This window comes from Parvularcula lutaonensis (genome assembly GCF_014651915.1).
In the GTDB taxonomy this organism is placed as follows: domain Bacteria; phylum Pseudomonadota; class Alphaproteobacteria; order Caulobacterales; family Parvularculaceae; genus Parvularcula; species Parvularcula lutaonensis.
In genome coordinates this window covers 1,638,715-1,664,842 of the sequence record NZ_BMXU01000001.1, presented here as the reverse complement: position 1 = coordinate 1,664,842, position 26,128 = coordinate 1,638,715, and the positions used below count along the sequence as shown (strand labels likewise).

General features: G+C 62.8%; 27 protein-coding genes. 16 read left to right on the top strand and 11 right to left on the bottom strand.

Going from position 1 to position 26,128, the window contains the following annotated elements; translation table 11 throughout:
- The first annotated feature begins 79 nt into the window (after positions 1 to 79).
- Positions 80 to 1,090, top strand: a complete 1,011-nt coding sequence (locus tag IE053_RS08140) for a zinc transporter ZntB (RefSeq protein ID WP_189574497.1) — start codon at positions 80 to 82, stop codon at positions 1,088 to 1,090.
- Here the strand turns inward: IE053_RS08140 and IE053_RS08135 are convergent.
- A complete protein-coding gene (locus IE053_RS08135; RefSeq protein ID WP_189574494.1) occupies positions 1,087 to 1,917 on the bottom strand; it encodes a hypothetical protein in 831 nt (276 codons plus the stop codon). The genes IE053_RS08140 and IE053_RS08135 overlap by 4 nt on opposite strands.
- Before the next feature lie 141 nt (positions 1,918 to 2,058).
- Between IE053_RS08135 and IE053_RS08130 the strand changes: the two genes are divergently transcribed.
- Entirely contained in the window at positions 2,059 to 3,453 is a 1,395-nt protein-coding gene (locus IE053_RS08130; protein WP_189574492.1) for a PAS domain-containing protein, read from the top strand.
- Here the strand turns inward: IE053_RS08130 and lepA are convergent, their stop codons facing one another.
- On the bottom strand, positions 3,454 to 5,256 hold the full coding sequence (gene lepA, locus IE053_RS08125) for a translation elongation factor 4 (protein ID WP_189574489.1): 1,803 nt from the start codon (positions 5,254 to 5,256) through the stop codon (positions 3,454 to 3,456).
- Positions 5,257 to 5,342: 86 nt separating this feature from the next.
- On the opposite strand from lepA, the gene IE053_RS08120 reads away from it, so the two are divergent.
- Positions 5,343 to 6,035, top strand: a complete 693-nt coding sequence (locus IE053_RS08120; protein WP_189574486.1) for a hypothetical protein — start codon at positions 5,343 to 5,345, stop codon at positions 6,033 to 6,035.
- Positions 6,036 to 6,391: 356 nt separating this feature from the next.
- Here the strand turns inward: IE053_RS08120 and IE053_RS08115 are convergent, their stop codons facing one another.
- The 3 genes from IE053_RS08115 to acnA all read right to left on the bottom strand — a co-directional run bounded on the left by IE053_RS08115 (position 6,392) and on the right by acnA (position 9,944).
- Positions 6,392 to 6,760 carry a hypothetical protein gene (locus IE053_RS08115; protein WP_189574484.1) on the bottom strand — a complete coding sequence of 123 codons (369 nt, stop codon included), beginning with the start codon at positions 6,758 to 6,760 and terminating at the stop codon, positions 6,392 to 6,394.
- 86 nt (positions 6,761 to 6,846) lie between these two features.
- The gene (locus IE053_RS08110) at positions 6,847 to 7,167 is read right to left on the bottom strand and encodes a polyhydroxyalkanoic acid system family protein (protein WP_189574481.1); all 321 of its coding nucleotides are present in this window, start codon (positions 7,165 to 7,167) and stop codon (positions 6,847 to 6,849) included.
- Between the two features lie 95 nt (positions 7,168 to 7,262).
- Complete coding sequence (gene acnA, locus IE053_RS08105; RefSeq protein ID WP_189574478.1) at positions 7,263 to 9,944, bottom strand: aconitate hydratase AcnA; 2,682 nt, start codon at positions 9,942 to 9,944, stop codon at positions 7,263 to 7,265.
- 251 nt (positions 9,945 to 10,195) lie between these two features.
- Here acnA and ccmA point away from each other — a divergent pair, with 251 nt between their 5' ends.
- The 11 genes from ccmA (at position 10,196) to IE053_RS08050 (ending at position 19,631) form a co-directional block, all read left to right on the top strand.
- Positions 10,196 to 10,846 (top strand): heme ABC exporter ATP-binding protein CcmA, encoded by a 651-nt coding sequence (gene ccmA / locus IE053_RS08100; RefSeq protein ID WP_189574475.1) that lies wholly within the window; start codon positions 10,196 to 10,198, stop codon positions 10,844 to 10,846.
- Complete coding sequence (locus IE053_RS08095; RefSeq protein ID WP_189574472.1) at positions 10,843 to 11,475, top strand: heme exporter protein CcmB; 633 nt, start codon at positions 10,843 to 10,845, stop codon at positions 11,473 to 11,475. The genes ccmA and IE053_RS08095 overlap by 4 nt, the downstream gene beginning before the upstream one ends.
- Positions 11,476 to 11,551: 76 nt before the next feature.
- The gene (locus IE053_RS08090) at positions 11,552 to 12,052 is read left to right on the top strand and encodes an invasion associated locus B family protein (protein ID WP_189574469.1); all 501 of its coding nucleotides are present in this window, start codon (positions 11,552 to 11,554) and stop codon (positions 12,050 to 12,052) included.
- A 118-nt stretch (positions 12,053 to 12,170) separates the two neighbouring features.
- Positions 12,171 to 12,929 carry a hypothetical protein gene (locus IE053_RS08085; RefSeq protein WP_189574467.1) on the top strand — a complete coding sequence of 253 codons (759 nt, stop codon included), beginning with the start codon at positions 12,171 to 12,173 and terminating at the stop codon, positions 12,927 to 12,929.
- Complete coding sequence (locus IE053_RS08080) at positions 12,926 to 13,105, top strand: hypothetical protein (protein ID WP_189574464.1); 180 nt, start codon at positions 12,926 to 12,928, stop codon at positions 13,103 to 13,105. The genes IE053_RS08085 and IE053_RS08080 overlap by 4 nt, the downstream gene beginning before the upstream one ends.
- Before the next feature lie 9 nt (positions 13,106 to 13,114).
- Entirely contained in the window at positions 13,115 to 14,467 is a 1,353-nt protein-coding gene (locus IE053_RS08075; protein WP_189574461.1) for a glycosyltransferase family 2 protein, read from the top strand.
- Complete coding sequence (locus IE053_RS08070) at positions 14,460 to 15,302, top strand: hypothetical protein (protein WP_189574458.1); 843 nt, start codon at positions 14,460 to 14,462, stop codon at positions 15,300 to 15,302. The genes IE053_RS08075 and IE053_RS08070 overlap by 8 nt, the downstream gene beginning before the upstream one ends.
- The gene (gene dapF / locus IE053_RS08065; protein ID WP_189574455.1) at positions 15,302 to 16,132 is read left to right on the top strand and encodes a diaminopimelate epimerase; all 831 of its coding nucleotides are present in this window, start codon (positions 15,302 to 15,304) and stop codon (positions 16,130 to 16,132) included. The genes IE053_RS08070 and dapF overlap by 1 nt, the downstream gene beginning before the upstream one ends.
- A gap of 44 nt (positions 16,133 to 16,176) precedes the next feature.
- Positions 16,177 to 17,394, top strand: coding sequence for a tRNA (N(6)-L-threonylcarbamoyladenosine(37)-C(2))-methylthiotransferase MtaB (gene mtaB, locus IE053_RS08060; RefSeq protein ID WP_189574452.1), 1,218 nt, complete (start codon positions 16,177 to 16,179; stop codon positions 17,392 to 17,394).
- 280 nt (positions 17,395 to 17,674) lie between these two features.
- Complete coding sequence (ftsY, locus tag IE053_RS08055; protein WP_189574449.1) at positions 17,675 to 18,949, top strand: signal recognition particle-docking protein FtsY; 1,275 nt, start codon at positions 17,675 to 17,677, stop codon at positions 18,947 to 18,949.
- A gap of 22 nt (positions 18,950 to 18,971) precedes the next feature.
- Entirely contained in the window at positions 18,972 to 19,631 is a 660-nt protein-coding gene (locus IE053_RS08050) for an inner membrane-spanning protein YciB (protein WP_189574445.1), read from the top strand.
- A 3-nt stretch (positions 19,632 to 19,634) separates the two neighbouring features.
- Here the strand turns inward: IE053_RS08050 and IE053_RS08045 are convergent, their stop codons facing one another.
- The gene (locus tag IE053_RS08045; RefSeq protein WP_189574850.1) at positions 19,635 to 20,174 is read right to left on the bottom strand and encodes an NUDIX hydrolase; all 540 of its coding nucleotides are present in this window, start codon (positions 20,172 to 20,174) and stop codon (positions 19,635 to 19,637) included.
- Positions 20,175 to 20,413: 239 nt separating this feature from the next.
- On the opposite strand from IE053_RS08045, the gene IE053_RS08040 reads away from it, so the two are divergent.
- Positions 20,414 to 21,043 (top strand): MarR family winged helix-turn-helix transcriptional regulator, encoded by a 630-nt coding sequence (locus tag IE053_RS08040; protein ID WP_189574442.1) that lies wholly within the window; start codon positions 20,414 to 20,416, stop codon positions 21,041 to 21,043.
- Between the two features lie 56 nt (positions 21,044 to 21,099).
- Here the strand turns inward: IE053_RS08040 and xth are convergent, their stop codons facing one another.
- The 3 genes from xth to IE053_RS08025 are packed head-to-tail and all read right to left on the bottom strand — an operon-like array spanning position 21,100 to position 23,713.
- Positions 21,100 to 21,906: an exodeoxyribonuclease III gene (xth, locus tag IE053_RS08035; RefSeq protein WP_189574439.1), complete on the bottom strand. Its 807-nt coding sequence runs from the start codon at positions 21,904 to 21,906 to the stop codon at positions 21,100 to 21,102.
- 11 nt (positions 21,907 to 21,917) lie between these two features.
- Positions 21,918 to 22,529 (bottom strand): glutathione S-transferase N-terminal domain-containing protein, encoded by a 612-nt coding sequence (locus IE053_RS08030; protein WP_268249047.1) that lies wholly within the window; start codon positions 22,527 to 22,529, stop codon positions 21,918 to 21,920.
- Positions 22,526 to 23,713 carry a hypothetical protein gene (locus tag IE053_RS08025; protein WP_189574434.1) on the bottom strand — a complete coding sequence of 396 codons (1,188 nt, stop codon included), beginning with the start codon at positions 23,711 to 23,713 and terminating at the stop codon, positions 22,526 to 22,528. The genes IE053_RS08030 and IE053_RS08025 overlap by 4 nt, the downstream gene beginning before the upstream one ends.
- 163 nt (positions 23,714 to 23,876) lie before the next feature.
- Between IE053_RS08025 and IE053_RS08020 the strand changes: the two genes are divergently transcribed.
- A complete protein-coding gene (locus IE053_RS08020; RefSeq protein WP_189574431.1) occupies positions 23,877 to 24,626 on the top strand; it encodes a sulfite exporter TauE/SafE family protein in 750 nt (249 codons plus the stop codon).
- Here the strand turns inward: IE053_RS08020 and IE053_RS08015 are convergent.
- Positions 24,618 to 25,256: a hypothetical protein gene (locus IE053_RS08015; protein ID WP_189574427.1), complete on the bottom strand. Its 639-nt coding sequence runs from the start codon at positions 25,254 to 25,256 to the stop codon at positions 24,618 to 24,620. The genes IE053_RS08020 and IE053_RS08015 overlap by 9 nt on opposite strands.
- Before the next feature lie 216 nt (positions 25,257 to 25,472).
- Positions 25,473 to 26,111, bottom strand: a complete 639-nt coding sequence (locus tag IE053_RS08010) for a LolA family protein (RefSeq protein ID WP_189574423.1) — start codon at positions 26,109 to 26,111, stop codon at positions 25,473 to 25,475.
- Between the last annotated feature and the right edge of the window lie 17 nt (positions 26,112 to 26,128).

Genomic DNA, 26,128 nt, shown 5'->3' with positions numbered 1-26,128 from the left:
CGGCAATATTCCTGTTCGTTACTGGAAACTATCCGCGCACCGCCCCAACATCGCAACGCCCCAGACATGAGTTACCGTTATGCCCGACACCTATCAGAGTTCACCTGGCACCTCGCAGGCCCTGTTGCCGGTCAGGGGGATGATCGAGGGCTTCCGGGTTTCCGCCGACGGCACCGTCACGCCGGTGGAAGACCCCTCGAAGGAAAAGGCTCCCCGCGGCGGGTTCATCTGGCTCCACCTCAACATCGAGGAAGCAGGCGAACTGATCGAGAGCGACCTCGGCCTTGACCCGATGGTGGCGCGGTCGCTTCTCGCGCAGGAAACGCGGCCCCGCTGCCAGCACTTGCGCTCAGGGGTGCTGATCAACCTGCGCGGCGTGAACCTCAACGAAGGCGCGCGGCCCGAGGACATGATTTCGATCCGCTGCTGGCTCGAAGCCCAGCGACTGATCACGGTCAGGATGCGCAGGAGCGTCGCCGTGGAGGAACTGCGCGAGCTCTATCGCGCAGGCCAGGCCCATGAGCGACCGGGACAGCTGCTCGTGGAGATCATCCGCAGGCTCCTCTCGCTCATCGAGCCGGTCGTTGACGGGCTGGCGGACAGTCTCGATTCGCTGGAAGAGCTGGCTGACAAGGTCGGCGAAAGTGATGCCCTCGAAGACCAGATTTCCTCCATGCGCCACGATGCCGCCACTTACCGCCGCTACCTCGGGCCGATGCGCGATGCGATCGTGAAGCTCGGCAGCCGGGAGACCGGAGGGCTGAACGCCGACGACATCTTGGAGATCCAGGAAGAGGCGGACCGGGCCACGCGGATTGTCGAGGAACTGGACATCACCATCGAGCGTGCGAACGTCATCGTCGATCAGATGGCCGCCGCGCGCTCGGACCGGATGAACCGCAACATGATGGTCCTCTCCGTGGTTTCAGCGATCTTCCTGCCGCTGGGGTTCCTGACCGGGCTTCTTGGCATCAATGTCGGCGGCGTTCCTGGCGCTGACAATCCGTATGCGTTCTGGATCGTCGTGGCGATCTGCCTGTTCTGCGGCCTTGTTGCCGGGGCGTATTTCAAGGCTCGGGACTGGATCTAGGCGAGGTCGAGAATCCGCTGGAGCATGTCACCCACCGGACGGTAGAACTGACGGCTGCTCCAGTATTCGTCATGGCTCAGCGTGTTCCACGACTTGAGCGGCCCACCGACATTGATCGTCACATCACGCAAGCCGCCGCTGCGCTCAAGCTCGAGGTACTTCGGTCCGATCGGTGCAATGGGATAGGCGAGGAGGTCCTGGGGATCGAGATAGTTGATCCACCACGGCTCCTGGACCAGCGCATCGGGAAGCGCCGTACCCGGAAAGGCAATGGGCTCCACCTCTTCTGCCGGGAAACTGAATGTGAAGAGCGGAAGGTTGCATCCGAATGTGACAAAGCGCGCTGTAGTCTGAAGATTCTCGAAGTCGTTTTGGTAACGAAAAAGTCCCTGCTGCAGGTCCCAGATGTAGTTCGACATGATCCGTCCACCGAAGCTGTGTGCAAGGATCACAAGCGGAGTCGCTGGGCCGCAGTCATGAGACAAATCGGCGACGGTCGAGCGTATCCGCTTCTGCAGGTCCTGATAGGCGGTGCCCCTTCGGCTGAACGCCAGGGCATCGGCGAAATTCTGGACGAGAAGGCGACGAATCTTGCCGACGCTGACCTTGTCGGTGATCGCCTTGAGATAGGCATCCTGCCGGTCCTGCAGGATGTCTGCCCAAAAGATCTCCCGCCAGGCGACGTCATTCTTCATGACCCTGCGGCCGAGCTGCCCTCGGAGTTTTTTGTACAGACGATCGGAGAACGTCCGCTCATCGGAGACCGCAGGCCTCTTGTTGGCCTGGCTCCCGATTCCGTGGATCACGGCGACGGCGACCTTGGGCATGGCCCTTCCCCCGAAAGCATCATCAGACCAGCCTATCACAGCGCAAGGCGCGGTGCGACGTGGCGCACTTTGCTCAGCTAAATCGGAGGTTTACGCAGCTGAACCCCTTCCCCCGCCGCGAAATGGCGCTAACCCTTCGGCATGGAATTCAACGCCGCCCCTCCGTCCAACCTGCTCCAAGCGATGTTCAGTCATACGCGGATGGCGATGATCGCGACGGACCCGAGCCAGCCGGACAATCCGATTGTCTATGCCAACGAGGCCTTCACGAAACTCACCGGCTACAGCCATGACGAGGTGATAGGCCGCAACTGCCGCTTCCTGCAGGGGCCGGACTCCGATCAGGCAGAAATCGAGAAGATCCGTGAGGCGATCAGGAAGGAGGAATTCTGTTATGTCGAACTCCTCAATTACCGCAAAGACGGCACACCCTTCTGGAACGCCCTTCATGTCAGCCCGGTCTACGACCAGACAGGCAAGCTGACCCATTTCTTCGGCTCGCAATGGGATGTGACGGAACAGCGGACTTCCCTCGCCGCTATCAAGGGCGAAGCCCGCAGTTCTGACGAAAAGATGCAGAAGGCTATCGACCAGGTGCGGGCGATGGAAATCGCCATCAACCAGGCGAAGGACAGCATACTAATAACCGAATACGGGCCGCTCGATGAGCCCGGGCCTCGCATCACTTGGGTCAGCAAAGGCTTCGAACGGATGACGGGTTACGCCGCGGACGAAGTGATCGGCAGGTCGCCGCGCTTCCTGCAGGGTCCCGAGACCGACCGGGAGGCCCTGAACCAAGTGCGCGCCAGCCTCGAAGCAGGCAAGGGGCACGACCACACCCGCGTCACGAATTACCGGAAGGACGGCACACCATTTCAGATCGAGTGGTCGATCTCACCGATCATGGACAGCGACGGCAACCCGCAAGCATGGCTTTCCGTCCAGCGCGATGTCTCCGAGCAGGTAAGGGCCGAGGAGGAGCAGGAGCGGCTTCTGAACGAACTCGATCACCGGGTCCGCAATCTTTTCTCGACAGTGCAGGTCATCACAAGAAGTGCTGACGATATTGACGGCACGGCGGAATCCCTTCGCCGTCGGCTGCTCTATCAGCTTCAGGCCCTCAACGCCGCACACGGAGTGGTTTTCAGCGATCCGTCCCATCCAGCACCGCTTGCCGACATCGTCACCGCTGTCCTTGAGCCTTTCGATCCATCTGCCAAGCTTATTGAGAGGGCGGGCAGCGAAACCTATATCGGCCCGAAACAGGCGACCAACGCGGCCCTGGCCCTCTACGAACTCGCCCTTCTCTCTTCCGAGCACGGAGCACTCTCGAAGCGCAAGCCTGTGAAGCTGGCCTGGCAGAAGCAAGGCTCCGAGCTTCGGATAACGTGGACGGAGGAAGCCAAGCTGCCCGAAGAGAACCGCTTCGGCTTCGGCCTCGTGAAGACCTTCGTGAAGGCGTCGAAATGGAGCGAAGCCGGGATCACCGAGGAGGATGGCGTCTTGACCATCCGCCTCGGCCTGCGCGCTGGCTGATCAGGCGTCGTCCATCTTGAGGGCCTTGATGAAGGCTTCTTGCGGGATCTCGACACGGCCGAACTGCCGCATCTTCTTCTTGCCGGCCTTCTGCTTCTCCAGAAGTTTCCGCTTGCGGGTCGCATCGCCGCCATAGCACTTGGCGGTGACGTCCTTGCGCATGGCGCCGATGGTCTCACGCGCGATCACCCTGCCGCCAAGGGCCGCCTGGATCGGGATCTTGAACAGGTGCCGCGGAATCAGGTCCTTGAGTTTCTCGCACATCGCACGACCACGAACTTCCGCTTTCGAGCGGTGGACGATGACCGCCAACGCGTCGACAGATTCTTCGTTGACGAGAATTTGCATACGGACAAGATCGCCCTCACGGTAGCCGATAATCTGGTAGTCGAAACTGGCATATCCCTTGGTGATGGATTTAAGCCGGTCGTAGAAATCGAAGACGACCTCATTAAGCGGCAGTTCGTACACCACCATCGCGCGAGAGCCCGCATAGGTGAGATCCTGTTGGATACCGCGACGGTCTTCGCACAGTTTGAGGACGCCGCCGAGATATTCGTCCGGGACGAGGATCGTCGCCTTGATCCAAGGCTCCTCGAGGTGGTCGATATGCACCGGATCCGGCATGTCTGCGGGGTTGTGAAGCTCCTCCATCGTGCCGTCGGTCTTGTACATATGGTAGACCACCGACGGTGCCGTGGTGATGAGGTCGATGTTGAACTCACGCTCCAGCCGTTCACGGACGATCTCGAGGTGCAGGAGCCCCAGAAAGCCGCAGCGGAAACCGAAACCGAGCGCGGCCGAGGTCTCCATCTCGTACTCAAAGCTGGCGTCGTTGAGCCGCAGCTTCGCAATGGCGTCGCGCAGGTCTTCGAAATCCGCGCTGTCGACGGGAAAGAGGCCACAGAACACAACCGGCTGGTTCGGTTTGAAACCCGGCAGCGCCTCAGCTGCAGGTCGCTTGTCATCGGTGATCGTGTCGCCGACTGCGGTGTCGGCCACTTCCTTGATCGACGCGGTGAAGTAGCCAAGCTCGCCGGGGCCGAGCTCATCGACTTCCACCTTCTTGGGCGTGAAGACGCCAACCTGGTCGATCTGGTAGGTTGCACCAGCCTTCATCATGCGAATCTTCTGGTTCTTCTTCATCTTGCCATCAATGATCCGCACAAGGACCACGACGCCGAGATACGGATCATACCAGCTGTCCACCAGCATCGCTTTCAGCGGTGCATCCGGATCGCCCTTGGGCGGGGGCAGACGGTTGACGATGGCTTCGAGGACGTCAGGGACGCCCATGCCCGTCTTGGCCGATATCTCTACGGCGTCGGACGCATCGAGGCCGATGACCTCCTCGATCTGCTCCTTCACCCGATCGGGATCAGCGGCGGGCAAGTCGATCTTGTTCAGGACAGGGACGATCTCGTGGTCGACTTCGATCGCCTGATAGACATTGGCAAGAGTCTGGGCCTCGACGCCCTGGCTCGCGTCTACCACGAGGAGCGATCCTTCCACAGCAGCCAGCGAGCGGTTCACCTCATAGGCGAAGTCGACGTGGCCGGGCGTATCGATCAGGTTGAGGATGTATTCCTTGCCGTCCTTCGCGGTGTAATTCAGCCGCACTGTCTGGGCCTTGATCGTGATGCCGCGCTCACGCTCGAGGTCCATGTTGTCGAGCACCTGCTCCTGCATCTCACGCTCGGTGAGACCCCCGGTCACCTGGATCAGGCGGTCAGCAAGGGTCGACTTGCCGTGGTCGATATGGGCGACGATGGAGAAGTTGCGGATACGCGAAAGGTCGGTCATGTTCGCCCAATAGGGCGCGCAAGGGGCGGCGTCCATGTGGTTTCGTGCGCCAAGGGCGCGTGGGCCTGTCGCTGGGAGGGCGCGTGATGCTGAAATTTCTGAAAACTGTCTTGGGCGCTGGCGCGGCGCTGTCGGTCGTCGCAGCGGCGGAGGCCGGGGTTTCGGAGGCGGAAGTCCGCCAGATGATGTCGTCGAAAGGCCTGCAGTTCGCAGGTCAGGAAAAGGCGCCCGACGGTTCGGTCCATGTCCTGGCCGGAGTCGATATGGCGGGCGTTCCTTACGCCTTCACGATGCTGGATATGGAACTTGACGGAGAATACGACGTCATCCTGTTCATGTCCGGGGTGCAGACCACGTCGCAGCCTCCGCTATCCGTTCTCAATACCTTCAACGAAAATACCATGTCTAAAGCGGTCTACACCCAGAACCAGGCCATGCTGATGCTGCCGATGATCACCATGAACGGGGCAGACCAGACCAATATGGGCGGCACCTTCGACGTGCTGCGGGTCGAGCTGGCAGCCTATGCCAACGCGCTGGCGGCCTATCGTCCGGGCGGCGGCGGCAACTTCCTCGGTGTTTCTGCCAAGCAGGTCGACGACCCCTACGAACTCGACGCCGGCATGACGCGGGTTGAAGTGAAGATGCGCGATGCCGCGCTCGCCAAGGAGCTGAACAGGCGCGGTCTTAGCCATCTCGGCGAAGCGGGGGCCGATGACGCGCAAATCGACGCACTCACCGACGCGGCATTCGAGGCGTCGAAAGCTTTCTTCGACTGAGGTTGTCGCAGGTTCAGACAAAATCCGCGCCACCGCCGCATCGGTCGGGGGCGCTTTTGTATTGAAAGGTCGCGTCGTGTTGGTTCAGCGCGCGCTCCCGGACACAATCTCCACACGCCGAAGCCGCTCCGTCCCTCCCGACTTCTGCCCATGCTGGGCGTCCTCCTGCCCCTGGGTGCCTGCAGCAGAAGCGGTGGCGGCTCGACTGGTCAGGGCACTGGGGGCGGCGCGGCCTTGCCGATGCCGTCCCCTTCCGCTCCGGACCGGGCCTTCAAACAACGGGGTATGCGCCCTTTCTTGTGAGGAAGGGCTGTCCGCCCCGTGCGGAACGTGCCGAAAAAGACGAGAGCGGAGCTTCAGTTCTTCGGCATCGCCGCGATCAGGAACAGGCCGCCGGCATGGGCGATGCAGGCGAGGAACATCGCCTTCGCGGCCATCGCTTCTTCACCGATGAAGTTCCAGAACGGCGAGCAGACAGCTGCCATGCCAAGGAGGATGACGCCGGCAATGACCGCGAGGATGCGGTGAAACGGCAGGCCAAGCAGGATGACGACACCCGCAAGGAGCTGCGCACCCATCAGCACCGGATAGGCCGCGCCGAGCTGCGGGTGGCTTTGCGCCATCGCGGCTGCGCCCTCTGCGTAGTTGAGGAAACCGAGAACGCCGGTGACCAGGAACGGTGCGACGATCAGCGCGCGCGCGAAGACGATGAAGAGGCTGCCCATGCCCATGACTCCCAAGACCAACCTCAAGGATAGCAGAGCAGTCTCCTTCCGGTCACGCTTTTCTCGGGTCCGACAGGCAGAAAAGGCTAGGCGCGCTTGTCCTCAAGCAGGATCGCGCCCTTTTTCTGGAGCTTGTCCGACACCTTCTGCGCCATGCCCGCGAGCATGTCGGGCAACACCACGGTGATGCGCACGTGCTGCGGGAACAGCTCGATCGTCCCGGTGACCTTCTGGAACATTGCCTTGGCGGAGAAATGGAGAGTTTCCCCCTCCCAGCGCCGGTCGAATTTCAGCGCAAGCTGCCCGGCGAGACCGGATGTCAGCTCGTCGATGTTTTCATCGATCCGGCGGCGAAGGTCATCCATCGACTTGTCGTGGTCGATCGTCACGGTCACAGGTTTGGCCATGGCGGAGACATAGGCGCTCAGCCACCGGATCGCAAAAACCGGGCAAAGAAAAAGGGCGGCCAGAGCCGCCCTTTCATTCTTCGTGAAAATCCCGCTTACGCAGCCAGCTTGCGCAGGACGTAATGCAGGATGCCGCCGTGGCGATAGTATTCGAGCTCGTCCGCCGTATCGATCCGTGCAAGGACGGTAATGTCCTTGGTGTCGCCGTTAGGGAACTTGATCGTGACCTTGAGGTCCTGCTGCGGCTGCAGAGTTTCGACACCGTGAACGGTGATCTCCTCGTCGCCGGTCAGGCCGAGGCTCTGCCAGCTATCGCCTTCCTTGAACTGCAGCGGCAGCACCCCCATGCCAATGAGGTTCGAGCGGTGGATACGCTCGACCGACTGGAAAATGACCGCCCGCACACCTAGGAGTCGCGTCCCCTTCGCAGCCCAGTCGCGCGACGAGCCGTTACCATAGAGTTCGCCGCCGAAGACGACGAGCTCCTTGCCGTCCTCCTTGTACTTCATGGCGGCGTCGAAGATCGACATGACTTCGCCATTGTACTTGGTGACACCGCCTTCCGTACCCGGAACCATATAGTTCTTGAGGCGGATGTTCGCGAAGGTGCCCCGCATCATGACCTCGTGGTTGCCGCGGCGCGAGCCGTAGGAGTTGAACTCACGCTCCGGCACCTGGTGCGACAGGAGGTACTTACCCGCCGGGCTGTCCGCCTTGATCGCGCCGGCCGGCGAGATGTGGTCCGTGGTCACACTATCACCGAGCAGTGCGAGGATTCGCGCGCCCTCGATCGGCTTGGGATCGCCCGGCTCCTTCGTCATGCCCTCGAAATACGGAGGATTGGCAACGTAGGTCGATGGCGGCCAGCTATACGTTTCGCTCGCGGGAACGTCGATCTTCTGCCAGCGCTCGTCGCCTTTGAAGACATCCGCATACCGCTCAATGAACATCTCGCGAGTGACGCACTTCTGGACGATCTCGGAGATTTCCTTCGAGCTCGGCCAGATATCTTTCAGGTAGACGTCATTGCCGTCCTTGTCCTGAGCGATCGGGTCCTCGGTGATGTTGATGTTCATCGACCCCGCGATCGCATAGGCGACCACCAGCGGCGGCGATGCGAGGAAGTTGGCGCGGACGTCCTGGCTGATCCGGCCTTCGAAGTTCCGGTTGCCGGACAGGACAGACGCCACGGCGAGATCATGCTCGTTGATTGCCTTCGAGATCGGCTCCGGCAGCGGACCCGAGTTGCCGATACAGGTGGTACAGCCGTAACCGACAAGGTCGAAGCCGAGGGCGTCGAGGTCGTCCTGCAAGCCGGCCTTTTCGAGATATTCGGTGACCACCTGCGAACCCGGCGCAAGCGAGGTCTTCACCCAAGGCTTCCGGTTGAGGCCCAATTCACGGGCTTTCTTCGCCACAAGACCGGCAGCGATCAGGACCGACGGGTTCGACGTGTTCGTGCACGACGTAATCGCTGCAATCACCACGTCGCCGTGGCCGAGGGTGTAGTCCTCGCCCTCGACCGGGACCTGCTTGCCGGCTTCGTCTGCCTTGCCATATTCCTTGTCCAGAGCTTTCGCAAAGGCTTCCGGGGCTTCGGTCAGGAGGATCTTGTCCTGCGGGCGTTTCGGCCCGGAGATGACCGGCACCACCGTCGAGAGATCCAGCTCCAGCGTGTCGGTGAAGACCGGTTCGACGGCATTCTCGCCCTTCGAATAGCGCCACAGGCCCTGTTCACGGGCGTAGGCTTCGACGAGGGCGATACGATCCTCATCGCGGCCGGTGCCGCGGAGGTATTTGAGTGTCATCTCGTCCACCGGGAAGAACGCACAGGTGGAGCCGAACTCCGGCGACATGTTGCCGAGGGTCGCGCGATCTTCGAGGGTCAGGTGATCGAGACCTTCACCAAAGAACTCGACGAACTTGCCCACGACTCCCTTGTCACGCAGCATCTTGGTGCAGGTGAGGACAAGGTCGGTGGCCGTCGCACCTTCCGGCAGGCGGCCGGTCAGGCGGAAACCGATGACTTCCGGGATCAGCATGCTGACCGGTTGGCCGAGCATCGCCGCTTCAGCCTCGATGCCGCCGACACCCCAGCCGAGGATCGACAGGCCATTCACCATGGTGGTGTGGCTGTCCGTACCCACCAGGGTATCTGGATAGGCATAGGTCTCGCCGTCCTTCTCGGCCGTCCAGACGGTCTGGCCAAGATATTCGAGGTTCACCTGGTGGCAGATGCCGGTGCCCGGCGGGACGACGCGGAAGTTCTCGAACGCACCCTGACCCCATTTGAGGAACTGGTAACGCTCTGCATTGCGTTCGTATTCGCGCTCGACGTTCTTCTCGAAGGCGTCTTCCGTGCCGAAATAGTCGACCATCACCGAGTGGTCGATGACAAGGTCCACGGGCACTTGCGGGTTGATCTTTTCCGGGTCGTCGCCAAGCGCCTTCATGGCATCACGCATGGCGGCAAGATCGACGACGGCGGGGACGCCGGTGAAGTCCTGCATCAGGACGCGGGCCGGGCGATAGGCGATCTCGATCGGGTTCTTGCCGCCGTTCTTGAGCCAGGTGCCGAAGGCATCGACCATGTCGGTGGTCACCGAACGGCCGTCCTCGAAGCGCAGCATGTTCTCGAGCAGGTATTTGAGCGAAACGGGCAGCCGCGACAGATCCCCGAGGCGGTCCTCCACCTTCTTGAGCGAGTAAATCGAGTAGTCCTTCCCGGCGGCGGAAAGGGACGTCTTGGTCTTCAGGCTATCGTGACCCGGGATCATCGGCGGTCTCCTTACTTGCGAATAGTTCGCAACTAATACGTTGTTCTTGTGCCGCTTATGCGCGGGGAAGGAGACTGTTGCAACGCGGTCGGCCCCGAAGCTTTCTCCAATGAGATCGCAACCTGGCGATTATGTAGCTGCCGAGCGGATCTCATCCCGAAAGCAGGCCTACCGCTTGGCGCGCTCGCGGCGGCATCGGACTGCACCGGCTGGTCCCTAGGCGATGCGCAAGAAAGAGACCGCCTGACACCTTGCTCCCATGGCCCGGCATACCCCATGTCCGGGCGATGGCCTTCGAGATGTCCCTCTCCTGCGATGATGTCTGCGTGCAGCGCGCCGGGAAAGACGTCCTTGCCGGGGTTTCCCTGTCGCTCGCCCCCGGCGAGGCCGTGATGCTGCGCGGGCCGAACGGCTCGGGGAAGACATCGATGCTCCGCGCCGTAGCGGGGCTTGCGAGCTTTGATGGCGAAATCGTCTTCAGCCGGGGCGTCCAGGTCCTCGACCCGGCCTTCATCCGCGCCCACGAGATCCACATGGTCTCCCCGGAAGGCGGGCTCTCGCCGCGGCTGACCGTGCGCGAGACGGCCCGGTTCCTCGGCGCATTCTATGGGCGCGACCCCGGCGAGAGCCTCGGGCAGTTGGGCCTTGAGAAGCAGGGCCATCTTCGCGTCGGCGACCTTTCGACGGGCCAACGGCGACGCCTTTCCCTCCTCCGCCTGCTGATCAGCCCGCGGGCGCTCTGGCTCCTCGACGAGCCGTTCGCCGCGCTTGACGAGGAGGGCAAGGAGATCGTCAGGGCCCTGATCGACATCCATCGCGCCCGCGGCGGCCTGGTCATGCTGGCACTCCACGACCGCGAAGCCCTGCCGTCCGCGAAGACCCTTTTTGTGGAGGCCGCATGAGCGCCCGGACCGCCCTCATCCGCCGCGAGGCCATGCTACGTGCCCGCCAGGGTGGCTGGGTCATTGGCGCCGGGCTGTTCGCGGCGCTCGGCGCGCTGACGCCGCTCGCGATCGGCAATGATGCGGAGGTCCTAAAAGCGGCGGGGCCGGGACTCCTGTGGATCATTCTCGGCCTCTCCGTCTTCCTTGGTGTCGAGGGATTGTTCGAGGACGACCTGCGTTCAGGGGTGATGGAGCAGCTGGTGCTCTCTCCCGTGAGCCTGGCCGAAGCGATGCTCATCAAGCTGGCAGTCGCGTGGGTATTCCTCCTGGTGCCGCTTCTTGTCGCTGCGCCGATGCTGCTCCTTGCCTATGGCGGATCGCTCCTCGGCGTGCTGGCCATCCTGCTCGCCAGCCCCGGGCTGGTCTTCACCGCAGGAACGGTGGGCGCCCTTGCCAGCGGGCAGCGCCGGGGTGCGCCGCTTCTCGTCTTTTGTGCCCTGCCCCTCATCATTCCCGCTCTTGTGTTCGGACCTCAGGCGGGGGAAGCGGGACTCATTCCTTTCCTCATCCTCGGGGCCTACAGCCTTCAGGCGATCGCGATCTGTCCGTTCCTCACGTCAGCTGCGATCCGTCTCCAACTTAACTAACGATCACGGGAACATCCGCTTCCACCGCGGCATGTTCTTGGGCATAAGGGCTTCCGACCAACCTACGAGGATCCGCATGCGCCTTCTCGCCGTCTCCATCGCCGCCCTCGCCGCTACGGGTATCGCCAATGCCGCGGACCCCGAGCAGGTCGCCACCTATCAGGACTGGATGGTCTTCACCTACTCCACCGATACCGGGGACAAGATCTGTTATGCCGTGACCGAGCCGCAGGACGTCTCGCCCACTTCGGCGAACCACGGTGACGTCTTCTTCTCGGTGGCAAGCTGGCAGTCCGGCGCCGCCACCTTCCAGCCGAGCTTCATGGCCGGCTACCAGCTCCAGAACGGCTCCGAGCCGCTGGTCCGGATCGGGTCCGACCGCTGGGAGATGTTCTCGGCCGACCGCGAGGGCTTCATCGAAAGCCCGCGCCAGGAGCAACGCCTGGTCGACGCCATGCGCCGCGGACGGGAAATGCGGGTCTCCGCCACGTCGGCCCGAGCCACCGCGACCAACTACACATTTTCTTTGCTCGGAATTTCCAAGGCTTTGGAACGGGTTGAGCAGGCGTGTAGCTAGAATTTCCACCACAGGAACACATCAACGCTGCCATTCTAGCATAGGTTGGTGACGATTTCCTGTGCCTTAACTTAAGACGACACCTTAATTCCAATCGCCAAAGCGTTCAGGTGTCGTTGTGTTATCTCGTTGTGTCGCTGCCTGTATCGGAGGGGCTGCCTGCGTTCTTCTCCCGCCCGATGCACGGGCAGGCGCCTGGACGCGCCCCGCAGGAGAATGGCTGAACATCGACAGCGTCGAGATGTTCGCGGCCAAGGGGCAAGACTACGACTTCTCGCAGCTGACAGCCAGGACCTACCACGAATACGGTCTCACCGAGGGTTTTTCCGTCGGCAGCTCGGTTGCCCACGCCCAGCAGCAGGTCGTTGGCGATGACTACGCAATTTACCTCGACGGGATCGCGCAAGCAGAGATCTTCGCGCAGTTCGCTCTGCCTGCGGATCACACGCGGGCCTCTTCGATCAGGCTGACGGGTGTTTTCAGGACGTCGACCTTTGTGCGCGGCCAGCGCGCCATGGGCCAGGATGCCGCGATCGGGCTGTCTTGGCTCGAAGGTGTCGGCAACGATCGGGCTTTTGCAGAGGCGGAGTTCGGCTACCGCAGGAGCCTCGGCGACGATGCCGACCAGCTGCGCCTCCACACCACGATCGGCCTCAAGCACCGGGGCGGGATGCTCTTGGCACGGACCTTTCACACCAAGGGACTGTTCCCGAAGGACCCGGAAGGGATCGACTATGACCTCGGCCAGCTCGGCATTTCAGCCGTGCTGCCAATCCGCAAACGCATGAAACTCGAGATTGGCGCGCGCACCGATCTCTATACCCGCGGTATCGACCCGGGGAGCACGGCGTTCTTCTCAATCTGGTGGGGATCATGAAGGCAACCTATACCATTGCAGGGCTGATCTCTGTCGTCAGCCTCGTCGCCATCGCCTGGGCTGCAGACCTTTCGAGAGCCCAGTGGGCATCCTTCCCATGGATGCCTGTGTTCTATCTCACGCTGCCGGTCATAGGGATCACCATACGGCGTTTCTGGAACAACCAGTCGAGCTAGGTGATGCAGATGGGGGCAGCATCGACCGAAGCGGCACGGCGCTTCTCCCCCTTCCAGTGGCGTATTCTCGGGGGCCTTGGCGCGGGACTGGCGATCCTCCTGGCTGTGAACCCCATCATGACGGCGAAGCTCCTGTTCGGCTTGAATGCAGCCCTTGCGGGAGGATTCCTCATCCTGCGACTCGCGGCCATGGCGGCATCGTATACAGACGATATCCACTGCCCGCCCCTAGAGGTGGAGGGCACGGGCGCGCCGACTATCGCCCTTCTCTGTCCCCTCTACAACGAGCCGCAAAGCGTGAAGAACCTCATCACGGCGATCGGCCAGCTCGACTACCCTCGGGAAAAGCTCGACGTTCTTCTTCTTCTCGAAGTGGACGACCACCTGACCGAAAAGGGGGCTGGCACCCTCCCTTCTTTCGTCCGTATCGTGAGAATACCCTCTGGTGGCCCGAGGACGAAACCCAACGCACTCAGTATCGGCCTTTCCGAAACGCGCGCTGAAATTGTCGGAATCTACGACGCGGAAGACCGTCCGGAAAAGGACCAGCTCCTCAAGGTCGCGCAAGCTTTCCGTGAGGGACCCGCCGATCTCGGCTGCGTTCAGGCGCGGCTCAACTACTACAACCGGGATGACAGCTTCATCACGCGGCTGTTCGCGCTCGAATACAGCCTTCACTTCGACTGGTTCCTGAGCGGCCTTGCGCGACTGGGACTCCCCCTGCCTCTCGGCGGCACCAGCAATTTCGTGCTGCGGTCGGCGCTTGAGGACGCGGGCGGCTGGGATCCCTACAATGTCACCGAGGATGCGGATCTCGGCATCAGGCTGTCGCGGTGCGGCTACCGCATCGGAACCGTCGACAGCACCACCTATGAGGAAGCGACAGACACGGCCAGGCGGTGGGTGAAGCAGCGGTCGCGGTGGCTCAAGGGCTATCTGCAGACCTGGATCGTCCATATGCGGAGCATAATCGGATGGCGGGAAGCCATCGTTCTTCATTTCGCTCTCGGCGCGGTTTTCATGAACGCTGTAGTCAACCCGCTGATGTGGTGCCTGTTCCTGGCGTGGATAGTGCTCCGTCTAGAGATATTCTCGCCCTTGTTCGAGGGCGCGCTCGGCACTCTTTGTCTTTTTCTTTTCGTTGCAGGCAATGCAGCCCATATCTGGTGCCTGCTCGTCGCACCCCTCCGGCGCGGATGGTACGAGTTGACCGAGGCGATGATCGGCATACCCTATTACTGGTTCCTGCAATCCGCCGCAGGCTACAAGGCGCTGCTGGAGTTCGTCTTTGCACCCCACTATTGGGACAAGACAGACCATAGCGAAGGCGAGGACGTGCTGAAGGCTACCCGCCATGCGTGAAGCGGAATCTCTCACCTTCTTTGCCATCCTGTCCCTTGCCGGTCTTGCATTCTCGGAAGCGCCGCAGCTCTTGCTCGATTGGCTGAGCGGCGAACCCCGGCTCTCTTTCGGCGGGAGCAGGTCGCCCGGAGTCATCCTTGCCAATAGCTGGCTCGGTTGGGGTGCCGGGGTCCTGATGCTGCGTTTGACGAAGACCGGCAGGGAATACCTGCCCATGGCGCTCCATCCCGCCACCCTGACCATGACCGCCGGGGGGCTCGGCCTCGCCGCCACGGCACTCCTTTCAATCTTCATCAGTATCGAGAAGGTCCAGCGGAGCGGGAGCGCGCAGCATGTCGCCCTCATCGGCGCCGCTTTCCTCGCAGCGACCCTCTTTATACCAAGATTCGAGCTTCTGCTTCTCGCTTTCGCATCCCCGCTTTTTCTCATAGCGCCAAAGGCAATGATCGACCGGCACATGACGTCCTTCTATGTGGTCGTCCTCTTCCCGGCGCTCGTCTCGCTCGGCTTCCTCCATCTCCTCCAAGGGGCGCCGCCCGATGCCGGGAATGGCGGGGCGACGCTCGTCACCGCCGGAGTACCCACGGCGCTGGCCGGGCCAGCGGCAGCGTTTCTCCTTGCCCTCGCGAAGTCGTTCCGGCTCGCGGCCGCGCTCCTCGTCGCGTCACTGGGCGTCATCCTCGCACCAACGACAACGCCGCTCTGGCCGCTGATGATTGTCGGACTGGCCGCGGCGTTCGTCCTCCACCGACGTGTGTCCCTTGTCGTGGAGCTTGCGCTCGCGGGATCCCTGATGGTTGCGAGTGCAGCGCTCACAAGCCAGATGGTCGGGTGATGACTGATCCGCTCGAGCCCCTCGAAGGCCGCCCCTTCTGGATCATGGACGGGGCAGGCAATGACTTCGTGATCGTTGATCTCCGCGACGGAGGGACGATGACCACTGATGCTGCCCGCGCGCTAGGTGACCGTTCGGGGCCATATGGCTGCGACCAGGTCATCGGCCTCATCGAAGGCCCTGCGATGCGTATCTGGAACGCCGATGGCAGTGAAGCCGGTGCCTGCGGCAATGCCGCCCGGTGCATCGCCAGCCTCCTCTTCGACGAAGAGGGCGGCGAAATCCTTCGTTTCGGCAGCCCTTCGGGTGAGCTTCATGCCTCCCGCGCCAGCGGCCAGATCGAGGTCGATATGGGGGCTCCCCGGCTCGGCTGGAGGGACATCCCGCTGAGCGAAGCGGTCGACGATACCATCGCCCTTCCCTTGCCTCCCGGCCTCCTCCAGCGGCACGGGCTGGAGCCGCCCGCCGGCGTCTCGATGGGCAATCCCCACGCGGTGTTCTTCGTGACGGATGCTGAGGCCACCGATCTTGCAGCGTTCGGACCCACCATCGAGAACCACGCGCTTTTCCCTGAGAGATGCAACGTCTCCGTCGTCAGCCGGGAGGACGGCGGCCTGCGACTCAGGACGTGGGAGCGTGGCGTCGGGATCACCCGGGCCTGCGGCACGGCCGCCTGCGCCACTCTGGTCTCCGCAGCACGTCGCGGCCTGACAGGGCGAAGCTCTGCGATCCGTGCCGATGGAGGGACCCTGCACATCACATGGGACGAGAAGACCGGACATGTCCTGATGGCCGGCCCGGTGCAGCTCCGGCGCAAGGGCGTCTTCTAGCCACGGGACTTGTCCACGGCGCCTTTGGGCCGCAGATGGGCGCCATGAGCGAGAACCGCGCCATCACTGTCAATCTCGGCTGCCGCCTCAACGCCTCGGAAACCGAGGCGATGGCGAATCTTGCGGAAGAGGGTGGGACGGCGCCAGTGATCGTCAACACCTGCGCGGTGACAAGAGAAGCGGTGCGCCAGAGCCGCCAGGCCATTCGCCGCGCCGCGAAACAGAACCCCGGCCGCCCCGTCGTGGTGACGGGCTGCGCAGCCGAACTCGAGCCTGAAGCCTTCGAAGCCATGCCGGAAGTGGCCCGGCGCATTCCTAACGGGCGCAAGCTCGACCCCGCAGCATGGAAGCTGCCGGAAACGGCGCCCGTCCGCCCGCGCTCGATCGACGTCCGTGCGCCCTTGGCCGTGCAGAATGGCTGCGATCACCGGTGCACCTTCTGCATCATCCCCTACGGACGAGGCGACGCCCGTTCGCTCCCGGTAGCGGAGGCCTGCGACCGCGCCATGGAGCTTGTCGAGCGCGGCGCCAAGGAGATCGTCCTCACCGGCGTCGACCTCACCTCGTGGGGACCTGACCTCGGTGAAGGGCTGTCTCTCGGACATCTTGTCGAAGCGCTCAATGATCGGCTTCCTGACGATATCTGGATCAGGCTGTCCTCGATCGACGGGGCCGAGATCGACGACCGGCTCTTCCGCCTGATGACCGGTGTCGAGCGGATCGCTCCTTACGCGCACCTTTCGCTTCAGGCCGGCCACGACATGATCCTGAAGCGGATGAAGCGGCGCCATAGCCGTCAGGATGCGATCGACCTCTGCCATCGGCTCCGCGATGCCCGGCCCGGTATCGCCTTCGGCGCGGATCTGATCGCTGGCTTCCCAACGGAGACGGAGGAGATGTTCAAGGCCTCGCTCGACCTCGTGGCCGAATGCGACCTTGCCTATGTCCACGTCTTCCCCTTCAGCCCGCGCGCAGGAACGCCCGCAGCGCGGATGCCCCAGCTACCGCGCGATGTCGTGAAGGACCGGGCGGCGCGCCTTCGGGCAGCCGCTGGCGAGGCCCTTGCCCGGCATCTTGATGCCCGCACCGGGCGGACGGCCGAAGTCCTGATCGAAGAAATCAAGCACGGTGCGCCGCGCGGCAGGCTTGCCGATTTTACGGATGTCCACTTCGCTACCGGCACCCCGCTTTCTCCCGGTGACCGCGTGGTGGCACGCCTCGGGAAACAGGACGGGCGGCATCTCGTCGCCTCGGCAGGTTAGCCCGGTTCGGGAACCACGCTCGGCGCTTCTCCGTTCGTATCCATCAATCGAGGAACCCGGCATGGCCGTTCCTGTCGTTGGCAATCCCGGGCAAGCCAGCCGGAAACATCGGTGGCCAAGCGGCTGAAGATGGACGTTCGGGATCCAACGGCGCCCCTGTTTATCTTGGCCTTCGAGGCCGATAGAGAGGCGGCTTCGCGGGAAAGGTCCCGGCACGGGTTCCCGCCCCGACGGACCGGGCCCATATCAACCAGGCGCGCAACAAAGAAGGAGCAGCCCGATGGCAGAAGAGAAGAAAGGCTTCATGGCGCGCCTCTTCGGACGGAGGAAGGAGCACGAGCCGCAAGCACCAGACGTCGAGGAAACCTCGCGGCCCGATGAGACGTCGCCGCAGGTCGCCGAAGACCTGGCCCCCGACCTGGGCCGAAGCGCCGAGCGCGAAGTCCATGCCGCCACGGTCGAGGAAGACACCGAGGCCGGCGAAGCGACCTTCCTGCACGAGACGCCTGCGGAGGAAGGCGGCATTGCCGCGGAAGACACGGAAGAATCCCAGTCCATGGCGCTGGAGGATGCAGCGGATCGGGAGTCCTCTCCCAGAGAGCCCGATCCTGAGCGCGCAGCGGACGAGCCAAAGAAGAAGAAGGGCTTCTTCAGCAGGCTGACCGAAGGCCTCGCGCGCACCTCCTCGAGGCTTGCTGGCGGCGTCTCCGACATCTTCACGAAGAAGAAGCTCGACGAGGAGACCCTCGAAGAGCTCGAGGACCTGCTGATCTCGGCCGACCTCGGCCTCGCGCCGACCGAACGCGTCATCAGCCGTTTGCGGAAGGAACGCGTCGGACAGGACGTCACCGACGAGGAGGTCAAGGCAATCCTCGCGGACGTCATCTCGGAAACCCTGGCACCCCTTGAAAAACCGCTGGTGATCGACAAGGCCAACCAACCTCATGTCATCCTCGTGGTCGGCGTGAATGGTGCGGGCAAGACGACGACGATCGGTAAGCTGGCCGCGAAGTTCACGGCCGAGGGCCATTCAGTGCTCCTGGCCGCGGGCGATACCTTCCGCGCCGCGGCTATCGAGCAGCTCAAGGTTTGGGGCGAGCGGACCGGCGCTCCGGTGGTCACGCGCCCCCATGGTGCCGATGCCGCGGGCCTCGCCTTCGATGCGATCGAGGAAGCGAAGAAGAACGGCCACGACGTTGTCCTGATCGACACGGCTGGCCGCCTGCAGAACCGCAGCGAGCTGATGGATGAGCTCGCCAAGATCGTCCGCGTCATCAAGAAACTCGCTCCCGACGCGCCGCACGACACACTGTTGGTGCTCGACGCAACGGTGGGGCAGAATGCCATCAGTCAGGCGAAGACGTTCACGGACATTGCCGGCGTCACCGGCCTTGTCATGACGAAACTTGACGGCACGGCACGGGGCGGCATTCTGGTAGCCTTGGGCGACCAGTTCGCCCTGCCCATCCACTATATCGGCATCGGCGAAGGCATTGACGACCTCCGCCCCTTCGATGCCAGGGACTTCGCCAAGGCCCTCACTGCCGAAGTCTGACGATCAGCACAAAGGACAATGCATGGAACAGGCGCCCGGTACCGGACCAATCAAGCTTGAAGGCAATGAAAAGCTGGCGGTGGAGTTCGGCCCGATCGCGGTGCTGCTCCTTGGCTATGTCCTCAACGGCACTCTCGGACCGATGCTCGATAGCGCCTTTGGGACGGAGTTGTTCGCAGGCGATGAGGGGCGTCTTTATACCGGCCTCGCCCTTTTCATGCCGGCGTTCATCGCCGCCTTCGGATATTCGGTCTACCGGACCGAGCGGATCGTGCCGCTTCTCGCCGTCACGGGCGTGTTGGTGATCGGCCTTGGGATCATGACCTTCGTCTTCCAGGACAAGCGTTTCTTCTATGTGAAGCCGACGATCGTCTATGGCCTGACCAGCGGAGCCCTCGCTGCGGGACTCCTGACGGGGCGGAATTTCCTGCGCATCCTGTTCGACGGCGCAATCGAGATGTCCGGGGAGGCGTGGCGCACCTTCACCTGGCGGTTCATCGCCTTCAACGCAGCCATGGCTCTCGCCAACGAAGCTCTGTGGCGAACGCTCGTTCCGATAGGGCAGGAAGGCTGGTGGCTCACCATCAAGGGCATCGGCTTCACCATCGCCTATTTCGCCTTCATCGCGGCCAACGCGCCCTTCCTGATGAAGCACGCCAATCTAGACGAAAAGAAGGACTGAGGCTCAAACCCCGTCCTGTGGGTTGGAGAAGGGCACGAAGCTCGTCTCACCCTCGATCTCCTTGAAATGATTGAGGGCCCAGTAGACCGTCGGGAAGGCCAGCTCCGTCCAGGGAATGTCCTCCCACGTCACAAGACTGACATCTTCGCTCTCGGGGCCCGCGGCAATTGTGTCCGGGTTCATGAGCCGCGCGCGGAACATAACTTGTACCTGCGAGATGCGGGGCACGGAGTAGAGGGCCAGCACCTGGTCCAGTTCGAGCTCCGCACGCGCCTCTTCCCATGCTTCTCGGCGTGCTGACTGTTCGACCGTTTCCCCAAGTTCCATATAGCCTGCGGGCAACGTCCAGAAGCCTTTGCGCGGCTCAATTGCTCGCTTGCAGAGGAGGATTCGTCCGTCTGGCGACGTTGCGACGCTGCCCGTGACGACTTTCGGGTTCTCGTAGGCAATAAAGCCACACCGGGTGCAGACGTTCCGCTCCCGATCATCGCCATCAGGGATTTTTGTATCAAATTCGGGGTCCAGATTATCGGTGCTCATCATCAAATCCAGTCGATCTACTGCAAGATTCTCCGCGACCGTATCGTTTCGGAGCCAAAAAGTCTTGCATCCGTGTGCGAAGCACTCAAATTGGCAAGCGTTCGTTAAGGACAACGTGTCAAACGCCGATGTCAAGGCGATCAGCGTCCGGTGTTCTTTTCGAACAGTGTGAGGTTGCCGCCTCAATAACTTGAACCCGGCGCGGCTTTCCGCGCCAAAGACGTCAAAAAGCGAGTGACATCATGGCGAAATACGCGCTGGAAGAAAGCCCGGGACATCTCCTTCGCCGGGCGCAACAATATGCAGACGACCTGTACAAGAAAGCAGTCGGCTCCAAGGGCCTGACCGCCCGTCAGTTTACAGTCCTTCACGCGATCAGCGAGAAAGAAGGCCTATCGCAGACGGACCTCGTCCGCCGCACCGGAATCGACCGTTCGACCCTTGCTGACATGATCGCGCGCCTGACCTCGAAAGGTTACGTCGCCCGCTCCCGCACCAAGGACGACGCCCGCGCCAACTCGGTCAAGCTGACCGCGGCCGGCAAGAAAATCCTTGCCAGCCACGAACCCAAGGTCACGAAGGCCGAGCAAGAAGCGCTCAACCTGCTGCCGAAGACCCAGCAGTCGGGCTTCATGAAGGCGCTCAAGTCCTACGCCGAAGCTCTCGACAAGATCGAAGCGGAACAAATGGCGCCGAAGCGCCCGGCCAAGAAGAAAGCCGCTGCCAAGAAGAAGGCTCCGGCCAAGAAGAAGGCCCCGGCCAAGAAGGCTGCCAAGAAGAAAGCTCCGGCCAAGAAGACCGCAGCCAAGAAAGCTCCGGCCAAGAAAGCCGCCAAGAAGACCACGCGCCGGAAGGCCGCGAAGAAGAAGTAATCTCCGCGCAAGCGGCTGATCTTCAGCGAACCCCCGCGCCCCGCGCGGGGGTTTTTCTATGCGCTGAAGTCAAGATCGAGCCTGACTGGCGCATGGTCTGAGGGGCGCTCCCATCCGCGCACGTCTCGATGCACGCGGAAGGCTTCCCGCCCCTTCGCGAGCGCTGCCATGCGCAGCGGCTCCGTCACCCAGATGTGGTCGAGCCGGCGGCCCCGGTCAGAAGCAGCCCAGTCCTTCGCCCGGTAGGACCACCACGAATAGACTTTCTCGTCGCCTGGGATCAGCTCGCGCGCCACGTCGATGAAGCCGCCGCGCCTGATGAGCTGTTTCATCGCTTCGGTTTCGACCGGGGTGTGGGAGACGACCTTCAGGAGCTGCTTGTGCGACCAGACGTCGTTCTCTTCCGGTGCGATGTTGAGGTCCCCGACAACGATCCGTGGCTGGTCCTTGTTCTTTGCGAAGGTCTTGGTCATCTGCTCCACGAAATGGAGCTTGTGGGCGAACTTGTCGTTCGCTTGCGGGTCGGGGATGTCGCCGCCTGCGGGAACGTAGAAATTGTGAAGCCGCACTCCCCCCGGAAGGGTCACGGCGATGTGCCTCGCGTCTCCGTTCTTGCAAAAACCCATGGGATCGGGGTCCTCGAACGGGACACGGCTCGCAATGGCAACGCCGTGATAACCCTTCTGCCCACTGATCGCGAGATGTGGATAGCCGACCTTCTCGAATGCCTTCCGCGGAAACTGGTCGTCGTGGCACTTGGTTTCCTGAAGGCAGAGAACGTCCGGCTGCTCTTCTTCGAGGAACCGCTGCACCGAAGCGATGCGCAAGCGAACGGAATTGATGTTCCAAGTGACGAGACGCATGGAAGGGGTGCTCAGGCGTTGCGGGGATCTGTTTTCGCCACATCCTCTTCGCGCAGCAACCCGTCAACCACCTCGGTCGCCACAGGGCATGCCTCACGCCAGTGGACGCGACCTTCATGCCTGAAGGAGAACCAGTCGAGGGCGGAGACGAGGGCGATCGCGCCGTATCCCCGTGGCCGCCGGGCGGCGCGCCGGGCGGCGCTCTCCACCATGGGCAGGGCCGCTTCGATCCCACGCAAGCGCCGGGCCTGCCATGTCTTCGATTGCTCGGCCGGATCCCGCCGGTCTTCGAGAAGAAAGGCGACGCCGAGATCGAGCAGCCCGATCATCAGGGCGACGTCAGCCTCTTCCTGCACCCTCTCCATCTGCGCTGCGGGCAGGAGGTCCGTTCCCCCTATCCCCATCAGGGTACGGCAGATCAGCGTCGTCTCGAGACAGGCCACGCCATTGTCGAGGACCAGGGCAGGCACCTTGCCGAGCGGGTTGACCGCCCGGTAGCTCTCCTTCCAAGCGTCGGCCACTTCGAACGCAACAAAGCTTTCAGCCCCGGACCGGCTGCGGACCAGCCGGGTCATGCGGACATAGGGAGAAGTTGTCGACCCGAAGAGCGTGCCTGAGGTCAAAGCGATGCCTCGCCTCGCGCGCAGACAGGCATCGACCGCAAGGCGACGGAACTGACATCGATCTGAAGCTCGTCCGCATACCTCCGGACGAATTCGCGCGCCGCGCGCATCATGTCCTGGTCGGGGTCGGAGGACAGCGGATCAGTGCTGATGCCCACGACGATCGGGGCTGGTTTCTCGACGATCATCAGCTCCATCGCTGCGAGCCTTTCCTCAGCATCCGGAAGCTCCGCGCGCGCCTTGGCATCGCGGCGGGCCCGCTTGCGGAGGTCAGCGACCATCGCGCGTTGTTGTTTGAGCGCCTCGATGGGTTTCTCGTTGAAGCCCGCGCTCATCGAGTAGACCCGTTGCGATGTCTCGCACTCGCTCCGGTCGCCGCCCGATAGCTTGGCGATCGCGAAGTCACGCAGGGCCTCCTCCCGCGCCTGGGCATCGCCGGGCTCTCCGACACCGATGACGAGGAACCCGTCATAGGATTGCGGCGTCATCGTCTCCGGCGTCGCGAAGTCGACGGCTTCGCTGAAGGTGAAGGGGGCTGCATGGCTGTTCGATCCCACGAAGGTCGGCGCTGCTTCGCGCCAGGTCGGCCGGAGGACGAACTGATCGCCGACGGTGAAGCGGAGGAGATCGAAACGGACGGCGGCGTCGCCTGCGCAGGTCTCGACATAGAGTTCGGCGAGCGAGCCTTCTTCGCGGCAGAGATTGATGTGCCCCTTCGATGATCCGAGCAGGCCGCTGACCGTGCTGTTCCCGACGGTCCTGAGCGGCGGGTTTGGCGGGAGCTGGCGGTCAGGAGCAGCAGCTGCATCGCGCGTATCGACCCCCGGCGCGACGGCGCGATCATCGGCAATCCGGGTCGGGCTGTCACCGAGGCTCTGGACGAACATGGCGCCAACCACGACGCAGAGGATCCCGAGGCCGAGTAGAACCCCGTTTCGAACGAGATGCGGTCGGTCGTAGATCCAGCCCTCATCGGCCTCGCGGTGGACAAGTTCCGGCGCCATCAGTGGTGGCGGCGCGATTTCGGCGCTGCCGCCATCAACATCGTCGCGGCGGGGAATCCGGATCGTATCCCAAAAAACGGCAATGAAGAGGCCAGCGAAGGCAAGAACAGCAAGCCCGAGGATTGCCATCCCGGCAGGCGTGTCAAACACCGCCACGATCCGCCCAAAGAGATCGAACATTCCCAGGCCCCACTTCCACAACCTTAACGAACTCTTAGCATGGGGAGCCCCGGGTGCCTAGCTTGACGCAGTTCGTTCTTCAGGCTGGCCGCGCGCGCCCCGCAAATCTGGATTTCCCTGACGGCCTGTGGCTTTGCCGCACGGTCCCCGCTAGCTCCGGGACATGGTCGATGTCGCAGCCCCGGAGCTTGGTACCCTCGCCTTCGTCATCGTGTGCGTGGTCAGCTTTCTCGGCTCGGCGATCACGGCAGCCTTTTCGATCGGTGGCGGGCTCCTCCTGATCGGAACGATGAGTGCCCTGCTGCCTCCCGCAGCAGTCATCCCAGTCCATGCCGTTGTCATGACAGGCAGCAATGCCGGGCGTTCCGGCCTTCTCCTGTCCCATGTCGACTGGCGCATCATCGGCTGGTTCGCCGCGGGCGCACTGGTCGGCGGGATCGTCGGCGCCCAGGTGGTTCTTTCCCTCGATCCCAGCATTCTCAGGCTGTCGATCGCGGGGTTTATCCTGTTCACCCAATGGGGCCCGAAATTCGCTTTGCCGACCGGAGCGCCGTTTTTCGCGCTCGCAGGCTCCCTGTCGATGTTCCTGACGCTGTTCGTCGGCGCCTCAGGGCCTTTCATCACGGCGATCCTGTCACGGATCCCGGAGTTTTCGCGACAAGCGCTGATCGCGACGGCCGGGGCCTGCATGACCCTCCAGCATGGCGGCAAGGTCATGATCTTCGGCCTTGCGGGGTTCCCCTACTCTGACTGGCTGCCCCTCATGGCCACGGCGCTGGCAGCAGGATTCGCGGGCACCTTCCTGGGCACCCGCATCCTGAAGCGCATCGACGAGGCCTTTTTCCGAAAGGCCCTGAAGGCGGTCCTTACAGCCCTCGCGGCATGGCTCGTCTGGCTCGCCTTCTCAGAATAGCGAAAAGCTCTGGCCGAGGACCGAAACCGGCCAGCGGCCCAGCTCGAAAAGCTTGAGCTTCTTGGTGAAGACGTGGTTCGCGACGTCGACCTCGGGGTCGGCTGCGCCTGCCAGCAGCACCAGCGCGGCATTGGTCGCGGTCTGGACCGCGGCGCCGACAGCGATGTTCTTCACAGCCTCGCTCTCGATGTCCCAGACCGCACCCTCTTCGGCCATTGCCTGCTTGGCAGCCTCGCCAGCCTTGGCGGTCACGAGCCGGATGGCGATTTCCAGCGCGTCCTCGGACAGCACCTCTGCCGCGCGGAAGTTGAGGTCGGCACGGGCCAGCTCCTCCGCTTCCCAGGCAGGACTTGCCCAGTCGAGCGTCTCGGCCGCCGCCGCTGCGTCATCAGGGGTGGGAAGGATGGCAAGGTCTGCGTCGGGAAAACCCAGGGCGTCGAGATACTGCGCCGCGGTCCGGCGCACGTCTTCGGTCGGCGGCTCGCCGAGATGGGCGAACCACGAAATCTGGTCGAAGCCTTCAGCCAGTTTCCGCACGCCGAACAGGAGGGGTATCTCCCGCTCCAGCTCACCGAAAATTTCAGGGTCGATCTCCGGTATCTCGTCGCCGACGTCGTAGTGGTCTTGCAAGGATGGCCTCCGCCAAACGAAAAAAGCGCCCGCTTCCATGGGGCTGGAAGCGGGCGCGGTCTAGGGCGTCTTCCGGGCCAGCGCGGCCCAGCGGTTGGAGTTCGGGGGGGCAGAGTTCACTCCAACCGTGGTTTTATGGTAACGCTGGAACTCTTTTTCCGCCAATTACACCGCGGTAAAATTTGACTGTTGCGCCGTAACAACAGCCAGAGGCCGCTAATTGTCGCTCAGGAACAGGCCTTCCGATTGCGGCACGCGGAACAGGCTGCCGGGCAACCGCTTCTTCTGCTCGACATCCTCAAGGTTCACGAGGGTCACCTGGCCGTTGGCGTCCACGAAGGACCAGCCCGCGAGATTGAGGTTCTCCGGCTCGAACAGGAGCGCGAGATGACCACGCAGGTCCTTGTCCTTCGCCGCCAGCACGATCTTGAGCCCGTGGCGGCTCTCCTCGACGCTCATCACCTGCGCCGCCTCGAGGTCGAGCTCCTTGGACAGGAGGAACCGCAGGGGCGTCTGGCCGACCGGATAGCTGTCGGTGGTCTGGAGCTCCTTGTCCTGCACATAGACGAGGCCCCCGGTGGCGACGATCAGCATCGGGCTCGGCTCGTCATATTCGAAGCGCAGCCGACCCGGTCGCTGGAGATAGAGCGTGCCGGTCGAGATCGTGCCCGATGGCGCGACCTGCGTGAATTTCGCCTGAAGGGCGCGGATCGACTCCAGGCCCGAGCGCGCCGCCTCGAGCAGGCTCTGGCGGCGCTCCATGTCGACCTTGGGATCGAGCATGTCCTGAGGATTGGCAGCGGGCGCGGTCGCGGTGTTCATCGCGGCCACGAACAGAACCATGGGTAGTGACATCAACGCCATTTCAGCCC